Origin of the sequence: Paenarthrobacter sp. CM16, from assembly GCF_013179505.1 — a bacterium.
Taxonomy (GTDB): Bacteria; Actinomycetota; Actinomycetes; order Actinomycetales; family Micrococcaceae; genus Arthrobacter.
The window spans coordinates 1-13440 of sequence record NZ_JABMCX010000130.1; the positions used below are offsets into that span (position 1 = coordinate 1).

12 protein-coding genes are annotated in these 13440 nt (G+C 61.7%); 9 read left to right on the forward strand and 3 right to left on the reverse strand.

The genetic code is table 11. The features are described from left to right. Positions 1 to 83: 83 nt before the first annotated feature. The 5 genes from HP499_RS12800 (at position 84) to HP499_RS12820 (ending at position 5474) form a co-directional block, all read left to right on the forward strand. The gene (locus HP499_RS12800) at positions 84 to 1433 is read left to right on the forward strand and encodes a hemolysin family protein (protein ID WP_172324433.1); all 1350 of its coding nucleotides are present in this window, start codon (positions 84 to 86) and stop codon (positions 1431 to 1433) included. Further along, on the forward strand, positions 1430 to 2500 hold the full coding sequence (locus tag HP499_RS12805) for a hemolysin family protein (RefSeq protein WP_172324434.1): 1071 nt from the start codon (positions 1430 to 1432) through the stop codon (positions 2498 to 2500). The genes HP499_RS12800 and HP499_RS12805 overlap by 4 nt, the downstream gene beginning before the upstream one ends. A gap of 99 nt (positions 2501 to 2599) precedes the next feature. Further along, complete coding sequence (locus HP499_RS12810) at positions 2600 to 3613, forward strand: metal ABC transporter solute-binding protein, Zn/Mn family (protein ID WP_172324435.1); 1014 nt, start codon at positions 2600 to 2602, stop codon at positions 3611 to 3613. A 166-nt stretch (positions 3614 to 3779) separates the two neighbouring features. Continuing rightward, the gene (locus HP499_RS12815) at positions 3780 to 4583 is read left to right on the forward strand and encodes an ABC transporter ATP-binding protein (RefSeq protein WP_309138385.1); all 804 of its coding nucleotides are present in this window, start codon (positions 3780 to 3782) and stop codon (positions 4581 to 4583) included. Beyond that, entirely contained in the window at positions 4584 to 5474 is an 891-nt protein-coding gene (locus HP499_RS12820; RefSeq protein WP_172324437.1) for a metal ABC transporter permease, read from the forward strand. Here HP499_RS12820 and HP499_RS12825 read toward each other — a convergent pair. Further along, positions 5471 to 5938 carry a Fur family transcriptional regulator gene (locus HP499_RS12825; protein WP_172324438.1) on the reverse strand — a complete coding sequence of 156 codons (468 nt, stop codon included), beginning with the start codon at positions 5936 to 5938 and terminating at the stop codon, positions 5471 to 5473. The genes HP499_RS12820 and HP499_RS12825 overlap by 4 nt on opposite strands. Before the next feature lie 94 nt (positions 5939 to 6032). Here HP499_RS12825 and HP499_RS12830 point away from each other — a divergent pair, with 94 nt between their 5' ends. Further along, positions 6033 to 6686, forward strand: coding sequence for an MBL fold metallo-hydrolase (locus HP499_RS12830; RefSeq protein WP_172324439.1), 654 nt, complete (start codon positions 6033 to 6035; stop codon positions 6684 to 6686). Here the strand turns inward: HP499_RS12830 and HP499_RS12835 are convergent. Further along, the gene (locus HP499_RS12835; RefSeq protein WP_172324440.1) at positions 6683 to 7765 is read right to left on the reverse strand and encodes a PLP-dependent cysteine synthase family protein; all 1083 of its coding nucleotides are present in this window, start codon (positions 7763 to 7765) and stop codon (positions 6683 to 6685) included. The genes HP499_RS12830 and HP499_RS12835 overlap by 4 nt on opposite strands. 71 nt (positions 7766 to 7836) lie before the next feature. On the opposite strand from HP499_RS12835, the gene HP499_RS12840 reads away from it, so the two are divergent. From HP499_RS12840 to HP499_RS12850, 3 genes are read left to right on the forward strand one after another with little or no spacing between them, the layout of a single operon-like run. Beyond that, positions 7837 to 8748, forward strand: a complete 912-nt coding sequence (locus HP499_RS12840) for a sulfurtransferase (RefSeq protein ID WP_172324441.1) — start codon at positions 7837 to 7839, stop codon at positions 8746 to 8748. Beyond that, entirely contained in the window at positions 8745 to 9893 is a 1149-nt protein-coding gene (locus tag HP499_RS12845; RefSeq protein ID WP_253951560.1) for an NAD(P)-dependent alcohol dehydrogenase, read from the forward strand. Before HP499_RS12840 ends, HP499_RS12845 begins: the two co-directional genes overlap by 4 nt. Continuing rightward, the gene (locus HP499_RS12850) at positions 9890 to 10318 is read left to right on the forward strand and encodes an HIT family protein (protein WP_172324442.1); all 429 of its coding nucleotides are present in this window, start codon (positions 9890 to 9892) and stop codon (positions 10316 to 10318) included. The genes HP499_RS12845 and HP499_RS12850 overlap by 4 nt, the downstream gene beginning before the upstream one ends. A 62-nt stretch (positions 10319 to 10380) precedes the next feature. Here HP499_RS12850 and hrpA read toward each other — a convergent pair. After that, a partial coding sequence (gene hrpA / locus HP499_RS12855; protein WP_172324443.1) for an ATP-dependent RNA helicase HrpA occupies positions 10381 to 13440 on the reverse strand: 3060 nt, incomplete at its 5' end.

The window sequence follows — 13440 nt, forward strand, 5'->3', positions numbered from 1 at the left end:
CCGACCAGCCTCCGCCGGGGCGAATTCCCCCGCTGAAGGCCCCCGCCCTTCTGCACGCCACCACTCATGGAGTGATGCGCTAAGTGGAATGGATTCTTCTTCTCGCCGGATTTGCCCTGATTCTGGGCACCGGCTTCTTTGTAGCAGTTGAGTTTTCCCTGGTTGCCTTGGACCAAGCGAGTGTTCAGCGCGCCGTTGATAACGGTGACCACGCTGCCGCGCCACTGCTGAAATGCCTCAAGTCGCTTTCCACACAGCTTTCAAGTTGCCAACTCGGCATAACGCTGACCACGCTGCTGACGGGCTTCGTCATGGAGCCCTCACTGGGGCAGCTTCTTGGGGGTCCGCTTGCGTCTCTGGGCCTGAGCTCCGAGGCCGCACATTCGGTGGCGTTGATACTGGCGATGGCCGTTGCCACCCTGTTGTCGATGCTGATCGGTGAACTGGTACCCAAGAACATGGCCATTGCCCTGGCCTTCCCCCTGGGCAAGCGGCTGGCCCGCCCGCAGCTGATGTTTACGGCCGTCTTCAAGCCGGCGATCGTGGTGCTGAACGGGTTCTCGAACAAGGTATTGAATCTTTTCGGTCTTGAAGCCAAGGAAGAGATCTCCGGGGCGAGAACCCCCGCAGAGCTTGCTTCCCTGGTGAGGCGCTCCGCCGAGCTGGGTACCTTGGATGCCGGAACCGCCAACTTCGTTGCCCGCACGTTGAACTTCTCAGGGCGTACGGCGGCTGATGTCATGACACCGCGTATCCGCATGGAAACCATCGATGCGGACCAACCGGTATCGGACATCCTCGACGCCGCCCGGCGCACCGGATATTCGCGATTCCCTGTGATTGGTGATTCCACGGACGATATCCGGGGCGTGGTCCACGTCAAGAAGGCCGTGGCCGTCCCGGCTGAGCGGCGGGCCAAACTGGAGGCCGGGGCCATCATGACCGACGTCCTGCAGGTGCCTGAGACCATCCACCTTGATGCACTTCTTTCTGAATTGCGTGAGGGCAACCTTCAGCTGGCGGTCGTGCTGGATGAGTACGGGGGAACGGCGGGCATCGCCACCCTGGAGGACCTGGTGGAAGAGATCGTCGGCGAGGTAGCTGACGAGCACGACAAAGTCCGCCCGGGAGTGCTGCAGAGCGCGTCCGGCGACTGGTACTTCCCTGGACTCCTGAGGCCGGATGAAGTATCCGAGCAGATACCCAACCTCACCGTTCCTGATGAATCCGCCTATGAAACGGTGGGCGGTTACGTCATGAGCCAGCTTGGGCGGATTGCCAGGACAGGAGACGTCGTGGAGACGCCAGGCGGAACGCTCACGGTGACACGGATGGATGGTCGAAGGATCGACCGGATATGTTTCCATCATGTGGAGCTCGGCGAAACCTCTCCCGAGGACGCGAATCCGCGTCATGAAGCGGGTGCGGTATGAGCGACTGGGTAGGTATTGTCTGGCTCGTCGTTCTCCTGATAGGTAACGCCTTCTTCGTTGGAGCCGAGTTCGCCGTCATGTCGGCACGCCGCAGTCAGATAGAGCCCTTGGCCGAAGCTGGATCCAAGCGCGCGCAGACCACACTGCGGGCCATGGAGAATGTTTCGCTCATGCTTGCCTGTGCTCAACTGGGCATCACGGTTTGCTCGCTCCTGATACTGCAGGTGGCCGAACCGGCCATCCACCATTTACTCGCGGAACCCCTTGAGCTGGTGGGTGTTCCCGTGGAACTGGCGGACATTATTGCGTTTGCGATTGCCTTGCTGTTCGTCACGTTCCTGCATGTCACCTTTGGTGAGATGGTTCCCAAGAACATTTCGGTTTCCGTAGCGGATAAGGCTGCGCTCCTGCTGGCGCCACCGTTGATGTTTATTGCGCGGTTGGTCAATCCGATCATCTGGACGCTGAACTGGCTGGCCAACCACATCCTGCGGCTAATGAAGATTGAGCCCAAGGATGAAGTGTCTTCCTCGTTCACGCTGGAGGAGGTGCAATCGATCGTGCAGGAATCCACGCGACACGGCTTGGTGGATGATGAGGCGGGCTTGTTGAGCGGCGCCTTGGAGTTCTCGGAGCATACGGCATCGCACATCATGGTTCCCTTGGACAAGCTGGTAGTGCTGAAAACCGCGTCCACTCCGGTGGACCTGGAGAAAGCGGTCAGCCGCACGGGATTCTCCCGTTTCCCGATGGTGGACGACGACGGCGAACTCGCCGGTTACCTGCATGTGAAGGACATCCTCTCCATCCCGGATGAGGGCCGTAAGCATCCCATCGCCGAAGGCCGCATCCGTTCCTTTGCCAACCTTGCCCCTGATGATGAGATTGAGCAGGCCATGTCAGTGATGCAGCGTACCGGCTCGCATCTGGCCCGCGTGATCGGCGCCGGCGGAGAGACCCAGGGTGTCCTGTTCCTGGAGGACGTCATTGAGCAGTTGGTGGGGGAGATCCGCGACGCCACGCAGGCCACAGGTATTCGCCGCTATGGAGACCAGCAAGCGAAGTAACGCGAGGAAGGGGCCGGCACGCATCTCCTCCGATGTGTGCCGCCCTTCCTAAATAGGAATCATTCCCATCAAGGGATACACTGGGATGAGTAATTGTGTTTGATTCTCATTTTGACTAGATCCGAGGTTCCCGTGCGTCGATCCGCCGCCCGCCTGTCCATCGCCGCCTCCGCAGGTCTTGCTGCCCTGCTGCTTTCTTCTTGTGCCGGTACCGCCGGCGCGGAGAGCCCGGCGTCGTCATCGGGTGCCATAGAGGTAGTCACCTCCACCAACGTCTATGGTGACGTCGTGAAGGCCATTGGCGGGGACAAAGTCAACGTCAATGCCATCATCACAAAGACCAGCCAGGACCCGCATTCCTATGAGGCGAGTGCCCAGGACAAGCTGACCATTTCCAAGGCAAAGCTCGTAGTGGAAAATGGCGGAGGCTACGACGATTTCCTCCACAAAATTGCTGATGAGACCAAGGTCGGTCACGAGAACATGATCAGCGCCGTGGAAATCTCCGGGCTCGCCCCGGAGGAAGAGGGCCACGGGGAGGAGAGCCAGGCAACAGCCGGCGAGGATGAGCACGCCCACGAGCACGGTGAATTCAATGAGCATGTCTGGTACAGCCTGGACGCCATGGGCAAGCTTGCCGATGCGGTTGCCACCAAGCTGGGCGGATTGGACGCAGGATCAGCCGGCACGTTCACGGCCAACGCCGAGGCCTTCAAAGCCAAACTCGCCGACCTCACTGGCAAGCTCGACGCCCTCAAGGCCGCCAACGATCACGCCCCGGTGGCTGTGACGGAGCCCGTGCCTTTGTATCTCCTGGAAGCTGCCGGCCTGGAAAACAAGACCCCTGAGGCTTACAGCGCTGCCATTGAAGAAGAAACTGATGTTCCGGCCGCTGTGCTGAAGGAAACCACGGACCTCGTGAGCGCCAAATCAGTTCGTTTCCTCGCCTATAACGAGCAAACCGAAGGGCCTCAAACAGAATCCGTCAAGAGGGCCGCGGAGGCTGCCGGCGTGCCGGTGGTGAACTTCACTGAGACACTGCCTGATGGCAAGGATTACCTTCAGTGGATGTCTGACAACGTGGAATCAGTCTCGTCCGCACTAAAGAAGTAGCGTTTCCTGGAACCAGGTATGCGGTGAAGGGCCCTGCCAACGTCCTAAGATATTCAGGATGGCTGCGGGGCCTTTTGCCTGCCACCAGCACGGCCGCCAATACCAGCGGCACAACTGAATGCGTTCCCAGCAGCGCATGGATTGAGGACAACTTTTGACACCGGTAGTGAGCCTCCGCGGAGCGAGCCTTCAGTTCGGCAAAAGGACGCTCTGGCGGGATCTCGACCTCGACATCAACCCCGGCGAGTTTTTCGCTGTCCTGGGCCCCAACGGCAGTGGTAAGACCAGCTTCCTGAAAGTTCTTCTTGGCCTGCAGGAACTGCATTCAGGGACTGTTTCCCTGGGCGGGCATCCCGTGGAACGGGGCAGCAAGCGGATCGGTTACATCCCGCAACAGAAGTCGTTTGCACCGGACACGCCCTTGCGGGCGCGGGATCTGGTGGGCCTCGGCATTGACGGGCATCGATGGGGCATGCGGTTCTCCGGCGGAAAGGTGAACCAGAGGATCGAGGAGTTGATGGAGCAGGTGGGGGCCTCCGATTACGCAAAGGTCCCTGTTGGCCAACTGTCCGGCGGTGAGCAGCAACGGCTCAGGGTGGCCCAAGCACTGGCCACCGAACCCCAGGTGCTCCTGTGCGATGAGCCGCTCCTGTCCCTGGACCTGCATCACCAGCAGGGAGTCAGCTCGCTGATCAACAAGCAATGCCATGAGCGGAACAGCGCCGTGGTTTTTGTGACCCACGAGATCAATCCTGTGATCGATTATGTTGACCGTGTCCTATACCTTGCCGGCGGCCAGTTCCGGGTAGGGACGCCCCGGGAAGTCATGACCACCGAAGTCCTTTCCGAGCTTTACGACAGCCATGTGGAGGTCATCCACACCAACGGAAGGATCGTCGTCGTCGGTCTTCCGGATGCAACCACGCACTTCCATGACGATGCCCACGCAGCCGCCGGAGAGGAATTCTAGATGGACCTCGAGAGCATTCTGCAGACCATTTTCAACTTCGAGAACTACGGCGAGCTACTGGTACTCGTCCAGAACTCCATCTGGGCAGGAGCCGTGCTGGGACTGCTGGGCGGCCTGGTGGGCACATTCGTGATGAAGCGGGACCTTGCATTTGCCGTCCACGGCATTTCCGAGCTGTCGTTTGCCGGTGCTGCGTTTGCCTTGCTGGTGGGAGCAGACATCATCTTTGGCTCCCTGATCGGCTCTGTGGCCGCCGCTGTACTGTTGGGCTTCATGGGCGTCCGGGCGCGCGACAAGAACTCCATCATCGGTGTGATCATGCCGTTCGGACTGGGCCTTGGCATCCTTTTCCTGGCCCTCTACGAGGGCCGGGCAGCCAACAAGTTCGGCTTGCTGACCGGACAGATTGTTTCAGTTGACTCGGTGCAGCTGCAGGTCCTTGCCGGAACCGCAGTGTTGGTAATGATTGCTTTGGCGGCAATCTGGCGACCCCTGAGCTTTGCCAGTGTGGACCCCGAAATGGCGGAGGCCAGGGGAGTTCCGGTCCGTGGGCTGGCCATAGGGTTCATGGTTCTGCTCGGTGTCAGCGTGGCGCTGTCCATCCAAATTGTTGGCGCACTGCTGGTACTTGCGCTCTTGATTACCCCTGCTGCAGCAGCTCTGCGGGTCACTACCTCGCCGCGGTTGGTGGTGTTGCTGAGCGTGGTCTTCGCGATGACGGCTACCGTGGGCGGCATCCTGCTGGCGCTCGGCAGCAGGATCCCCATCAGCCCGTACGTCACCACGTTGTCATTCCTGATCTACGTTCTCTGCCGAGTGATTGGGCGGGTCAGGGCGAACAAAGGCCTCAACGGCAGGGTATCCCGGGACCAACCCGCAGGGGCGCTCTAGAGACTTCCGGTTGCCTTCTTGGCTGTGCACTCCGGGCACAGCCCGAAGATTTCCACCGTGTGGGCCACTTCAGTGAAGCCGTGTTCGGCGGCAGTTCGTGCCGCCCAGGTCTCGACGGCGGGCGCCTCCACTTCAACGGCCTTGCCGCAGTTGCGGCACAGCAGGTGATGGTGGTGACCCGTGACGTTGCACCTCCGGTAGACCGCTTCGCCTTCACCGTTGCGGAGGACGTCAATGAGGCCGTCGTCGGCCAACGATTGAAGGATGCGGTATGCGGTGGCAAGGGACACTGAAATGCCCTTGTTCTGCAGCAGGCGGTACAGTTCCTGGGTGCTGACGAAGTCATCGAGTTCGTCCAGTGCTGCGCTGACGGCCAAGCGCTGCTTGGTGACGCGCTGCTCCTTAACGCCGCTGGTGGCCGGCGCCGAAGGGCCGGTCGTGGCGGAATTGGTGCCGTGTGGCATTGAAGGACTCACTTCCCTGGGGATGCTGGCAAACCCCAATTTTACCAGCAGGGCAGGCTTGGAAACTGTCAGCCGATGGTCCTAGGCTTTGGTCATGTTGCTCACCAAATACACCCACGCCTGTGTCCGTTTGGAGAAAGACGGAAATGTCCTGGTGATCGATCCCGGGACCTTCTCTGAATCCGGGGAGGCTTTGGCCGATGCCCAGGCTGTCCTCATTACTCACGAGCACAATGACCACATCGACCGGCCCGCACTGCTCTCCGCGCTTCGGAACAACCCCGGGCTGGAGGTCCACGCCCCCGAAGGGGTAGCCGGGACGCTCAGGGAGGATAACGAGGTCGCCGCCCGAGTCCACACAGCTGAACCGGGCGTCGACTTCGAAGCCGCGGGATTCAGCGTGCGTACGTTCGGCGGCCAGCACGCGGTGATCCATGCGCAGATCCCGGTTGTGGCCAACATCGGCTACCTCGTGGATGAGAATGTGTTTCACCCCGGGGACTCCTTTGTGGTCCCGGACGGGATCGATGTCAAAACGCTCCTGGTGCCCATCCATGCTCCATGGTCCAAGGTGGGGGAGGTTATTGACTTCGTCATTTCGGTCCGGGCACCCCGGGCGTTCCCGGTCCACGATGCCCTGCTTAACGAATCGGGGCGTGGCATTGTTGAAGGCCACGTGACCCGCATCGGGGCCCGCTATGGGACCCGCTATGAGCGCCTTGCTCCACGCGATTCGGTGGAGGTTTAGCCCGTCCACACCCCTGAGCGCTGGAACTGTTCCAGGACTGCCTCGTGCGGCGCGGGGTCCAGGCCCTTCGCAGCCAGCCACCCGGCGTCGTAGTAGCTGCCCGCGTAGCGGTCGCCGCCGTCGCACATCAGCGACACGATGCTGCCCTGGCGCCCCTCAGCCACCATCCCGGCCACCAGCTGCCAGACGCCCCACAGGTTGGTGCCCGTGGAGGGCCCCGCGTGCAGCCCGGTGAGTTTCCGGAGGTGGCGCATCGCCGCCACGGAGGCAGCATCCGGTACCTGGATCATGTGGTCGATGACCGCCGGCACAAAGCTCGGCTCGGATCGCGGCCGGCCAATGCCCTCGATCCGTGACGGCAAGCCAGTGGCTGCAGCGGCATCGCCATCACGCCATGCGGGGTAGAAGGCCGAGTTTTCAGGGTCTACCACTGCGAGTCGGGTGGAGTAGCGGTTGTATCGCAGGTAGCGTCCGATGGTTGCACTGGTTCCACCGGTGCCCGCCCCCACCACGATCCACTCCGGGATGGGGTGTTCCTCAAGGGAGAGCTGATCGAAGATGGATTCTGCGATGTTGTTGTTGCCCCGCCAATCGGTGGCGCGTTCGGCGTGAGTGAACTGGTCCATGTAGTAACCGCCGGAAGTTTTTGCGGTCTCTTCGGCCACCGCGTAGACCTCTGAGGCATGGTCCACCAGCAGGCACGCGCCCCCGAACTCCTCAATCAGGGCGATCTTTTCGGGGCTGGTGGTTTTTGTCATCACCGCGATGAAGGGCAAACCGATGAGCCTGGCGAAATAGGCTTCGGAGACGGCCGTGCTGCCGCTCGAGGCCTCAACGATGGTGGTTCCCTCGGTGATCCAGCCGTTGACCAGGCCGTAGAGGAACAAGGACCGCGCCAGCCGGTGCTTGAGGCTCCCGGAGCGGTGCGTTGATTCGTCTTTCAAGTACAACTGGACGCCCCAATGTTCGGGCAGTGGCACCGCATAAAGGTGCGTGTCAGCCGAACGGTTGTTCTCAGCCTCGATTTTACGGATGGCCTCACTGGCCCATGCCCTGTCCTGAATGCACGAATTGCTCACCGGATAAGCCTAGGCTGGAAACCGGGCATCGGCAGCAAAGGAGCCCCTGCCGCAGGAACGAAGGAGAGAAGATGGCCACGCTGATAAGTGTCCCTGAACTGCGCAATCGCCTCGATTCCGGGGAGCGCACTGTGCTCCTGGATGTCCGCTGGGTCCTCGGCCGGACCGATGGACATAGTGAGTACCTGGCCGCGCACCTTCCCGGCGCCGTGTTCGTGGACCTTCCCACCGAGCTTGCCGACCACGCACAGGCCGGGCTCGGCCGGCACCCTTTGCCATCGCGGGAACGGTTCCAGGCTGCTGCGCGGCAATGGGGGATCAACGACGGCGACACCGTAGTTGCCTACGACAACAGCGGGAGCATGGCAGCCGCCCGTGTTTGGTGGATGCTGCGGAATGCCGGCGTGGACTCCGTGTACCTGCTCGACGGCGGCCTGGCCGCTTGGGCCGCGGCCGGTTACCCCGTAGAGACGGGCGAGGTGAGGCCCGTCGTGGGAAATGTTTTCCTCGGAGAGGGTGGCATGCCGGCCATCAACGAGGCCGAAGCCGCGCGGTGGCACCACCAGCGCATACTGCTCGATGCCAGGGCGGGGGAGCGATTCAGGGGTGAGGTGGAGCCGATCGACCCCAGGGCGGGTCACATTCCCGGTGCTGTCAGCGCGCCCACCACTCAGAACGTTTCTGCCGATGGAACGTTCCTGCCCGCCGAAGAACTTCGTCGCCGCTTTGAAGCATTGGGCTTGGACGAGGCCTCGACTGTGGCTGTCTATTGCGGATCCGGTGTGACGGCGAGCCATGAAATTGCTGCCCTGCACATTGCAGGATTCACAGCGGCCTTGTACCCCGGATCCTTCTCGCAGTGGTCCAACAACCCTGATAACCCTGTGGCTGTGGGCGCTGAGCCGTTGGAGGAGCCCGCTGGTGGTGACGGCGGCGGACCAAGTGGCACAAGCACCGTCACCGGGAGTAGCGTCGGATCATGACTCCCGGACGCCCTGTACCCCCGCCCCTGGCCAAACCGATCACCTTGGATACCGGTACGGCCGGAAGTGCCACCCTCGCCGCTGCGTACGGTGCCACGTCCCCGGACAGCGGCTTGGTGCCCCTGACCCTTGCCCGGCGGGAACCCACTGCGGATGACGTAGGGATCGCCATAGAGTTTTGCGGACTGTGCCATTCCGACGTCCATGCGACGCGGGGAGAATGGCGCGTTCCTCCCTACCCGCTGGTTCCAGGCCATGAAATCGTCGGCCGCGTGACCCGCGTGGGCTCCAACGTCCGAGAGTTCGCCCCCGGCGACCACGTGGGAGTCGGATGCATGGTGGACTCCTGCCGTGAATGCGAGAGCTGTTTGGAGGGCTTGGAGCAGTACTGCGAACGGGGCAACATAGGCACCTACGGGGCCCCGGACCCGCGGCAAGGTGACACCATCACCCAGGGCGGTTACTCGACGTCGATTGTGGTGGACCGGCGCTTCGTGCTGCGGGTCCCGGAAAAACTCGACCCCGCAGCGGCGGCGCCTTTGCTGTGCGCCGGGATCACCACCTATTCGCCGCTGCGGTATTTCGATGTTGAAGAAGGTGATTCCGTGGGCGTGGTGGGCTTGGGCGGCTTGGGGCATATGGCAGTCAAGATTGCCAAGGCCATGGGTGCCGAGGTCACGGTTTTCACTACCTCTGAGTCCAAGTTTGATGCTGCCAGGGAGTTGGGGGCCGATCACGTGGTCCTGTCCAAGGACGCCGACGCCATGGAAGCCGCCAACCGGAGCATTGACGTCATCATTGACACTGTCGCGGCACCGCATGACCTCAACCCCTATTTCCGCACGCTTCGCCTGGACGGGGCCCTTTTCCAGCTGGGTCTCCCCGCCGATGACATGCCCCCGGTCAGCCCGGGATTGCTCATCCGCCGCAGGCTTGCCTACGCGGGCTCTTTGATCGGGGGCATTGAGGAAACACAGGAAATGCTGGACTTCTGTGCTGAACATGGAGTTGCCAGCGACATCGAAATTGTGGGTGCCGAACAGCTTAACGAGGCTTATGACCGCATGGTGGCCGGCGACGTGAAGTACCGTTTTGTGCTGGACACTTCGACACTTCAGGAACCATCCGAAAGGGCAGACGCATGAGCACACTGTTCACCAAGATCATCAACGGGGAGATTCCGGGGCGGTTTCTCTGGAAGGACGAGGACGTGGTGGCGTTCCTGACCATCGCTCCCATCACCCAGGGACATGCGCTGGTGGTGCCTCGTGAAGAGGTGGATTCATGGACGCACGCGAGCCCGCAACTGCTGGCCAAGGTCATGGATGTTGCCCAGAGCATCGGCAAGGTCCAGGAAGAGCTGTTCGATGCCAAGCGAGTGGGCGTCCTGATGGAAGGCTTTGAAGTGGACCACCTGCATGTCCATGTGTGGCCGGCGTACTCAACGGCGGACTTTGAAATCCACAACGTGGACCACAATCCGGATCCGGCCGTGATGGACGCTACTGCCGTGAAGCTTCGTGCCGCCTTGCGCTCGGCCGGGCATGGAGACGTTGTTCCGCAGGACTGAAGCCTTCACCGAACATTTAACCCGGCGGTGCTGAATCAGCACCGCCGGGTCTTTTGTTGCTCCTAGGCAGGAGCCAAGGCCTGGTTCAGGACCGTTCGGATACGCTTTTCCGAGACCGAGTAAGCGGTTCCCAGTTCTACGGCGAAGAGGCTTACCCGCAGCTCTTCGATCATCCAGCGCAGCCGGGTTAACTCAGTGCCGGCACGCCGCCCCGGGAGAAGTGCGGATACGGCATCGTCGTAATCATCCTCCAGCCCCTGCACGATCGCCATATTCAAGGCATCCCGCTGCACATTGCCCGGAAGCTTCTCCAACCGCTTCTCGATCGCCTGCAAGTACCGCGGCAACTGGCTGAGCTGGGCATAGCCCGTCTGTGCCACAAAGCCGGGGAACACCAGCTGCTCCAACTGTGATTTCATGTCGTTCAGGGCGCTGATGAGCGGCAGGCTGGCGTTGGACTTCAGCGCCTTCTGGATGCGCCGCGTACTGGCCAAAACGCGTTCGACGACGGCAGTCACCGTAAAGACGGTATCGATCAGTTCCGCGCGGACTACTTCATACAAGGCATCGAAAGACTTCCTGTCCCACGGCAGCTCCTGCGGTGTCAGCTTGTCGATGGCAGCCAGCGCGCAGTCCGCAATCAGGGCGCTGACTGATCCATGCGGGTTCTGGCTGAAGGTCAGCTTCTCCATATTGCTGAGGTGTTCGAGCACATAACGGTCAGGAGGTGGAATCCGCAGTGCCAGCAGCCTGATGACGCCGCCGCGCATGGCAGCTTCTTGTTCAGCCTTGGTTTGGAATACCCGGAGGGCAACTGACTTTCCTTCATCAACCACCGCCGGGAAGCCGGTGACGGCGTGGCCCTTGACGGTGCGTGTCACCTGCCGCTCCACAGTCCCGAAGTCCCAATCGGTGATACCGCTGCGTTCGGCCACTGCAGCATCAGCCCCGCCGCCGGACACCGCAGAGACGCCGGAGGCCGGATCGGTTGATATGCCCGCCGCTCCGGCGGCCTTACCGGTCTTGGCAGGTGCTGTGGTGGCAGGGGTGGCACCGAGTGATTCGGCGATGGCACGCCGGGTGGCAGGGGCAAGCTTTTCCTGGAGTTCGGCCAGGTTCTTGCCTTCATCCAGGACTATGCCCTTGCTGTCAACTACTTTGAAACTCACCCGCAGATGCGAGGGCACAGCATCCCAGTTCCAGGAACCGGGGGGAATAACATGCCCGCGGAGCCTTCGGAGCACCAACTCCAACGAGGGTTCCAACTCATCGGTGGCCGGGTCAAAGTCCGCTTCAAGGGCCGCAGTTGCCTGACGGGCTACATCAGGGGCAGGGACAAAGTTCTTCCGCACCTGTTTGGGCAGCGACTTGATCAACGCCGTAACCAGTTCCACCCGCTGGCCCGGGATTTGCCAACGGAACGGGGCGTCGTCCAGCTGGTTGAGGAAGAGCACGGGAACTTCGGCAGTGACGCCGTCCGAGGGGTTGGGGGCCGAACCCGGCGCCACAGGATGGAATTCGTAGCTCAAGGGGAGTTCGAAGCCCTTGTGCAGCCAGGTTTTCGGATAGGCGGAGTCGTCAAGGGCCTCGGCGTCTTCGCTGATCAGCAGGGACTGGTCGAAGTCCAAGAGCGTGGGATCAGCCTGGCGGGCGTCCTTCCACCACTTGTCAAAGTGCCTCTCGGACACGACGTCCCTGCCCACGCGTGCGTCGTAGAACTCGAACAGCGTCTGATCGTCCACCAGGATGTCGCGGCGCCGCATGCGTGTTTCGAGTTCTTCGATTTCCTGGAGCAAGGCGCGGTTGCGGTGGAAGAACTTGTGGTGGGTCTTCCATTCGCCTTCCACCAGGGCATGGCGGATGAACAGTTCGCGCGAGAGCTCAGGATCCACCCGCCCGTAGTTGACCCGGCGGTTCGGAATGATCGGGACGCCATAGAGGGTGACCTTCTCATGGGCCATGACGGCACCTTGCCGCGAGGACCAATGGGGTTCGCTGTAGGACCGCTTGACCAGGTCAGGAGCTACCTGCTCTGCCCACAGGGGATCGAACTTGGCGGCCACCCTGGCCCACAACCTGCTGGTTTCCACCAGTTCGGCTGCCATGACGAAAGCCGGTGACTTCTTGAACAACGCCGAGCCCGGGAAGATGGCGAAACGGCTGCCACGCGCGCCGGCGTATTCACGCTTGCGCTCATCCAGGAGCCCTATATGGCTCAGCAGCCCCGAGAGCAGGCTGATGTGGATACCCTCGTAGTTGCCCACGGGATCGGCTTCGCGTTTGTTGTCCAGCGCGATGCCCAAGGGCTTCGCCAATTGCCTGAGCTGCGTGAACAGGTCCTGCCACTCCCGCACCCGCAGATAATTGATGAACTCGTTGCGGCACAGCTTCCGGAACTGGGTGGAGGACAGCTCGCGCTGCTTCTCCTGGATGTAGTTCCACAAGTTGAGGAAGCCGGTGAAATCCGAGATCTCGTCGCGGAAACGCGCGTGCTTTTCCGAGGCAAGCTGTTGCTTGTCGGTTGGCCGTTCACGGGGGTCCTGGATGGTGAGGGCAGCCGCCAGGATCATGACTTCGCGGACGCAGCCGCGTTTGCCTGCTTCAACAATCATGCGGCCAAGCCGGGGGTCCACCGGCAGTTGGGCAAGTTTCTGCCCGACGGCGGTGAGGCCGCTGCCGCTGCGACCGCCTCGTGCTCCGTCCCCCGACGTGGGCGGACTCAACGCGCCGAGTTCGCGCAGGAGGGTGACACCGTCGTTGATGGCCCTGGAGTCCGGTGGCTCCACAAAGGGGAAGTTCTCCACGTCCTTGGGACTGCGGGCAACACCCATGGCGGTCATCTGGAGGATGACCGCGGCGAGGTTGGTCCGCAGGATTTCCGGGTCCGTGAACTGCGGACGTGACTCGAAGTCCTCCTCGGAGTACAAGCGGATGGCGATGCCCTCGGACACGCGCCCGCAACGGCCCGAACGTTGGTTGGCGGAGGCTTGGGAAACCCGTTCGATCGGCAGCCGTTGGACCTTGGTCCGGTGGGAATAGCGCGAAATACGTGCGGTGCCGGTGTCGATCACGTATTTGATACCCGGGACGGTCAACGACGTCTCGGCAACGTTGGTTGCCAG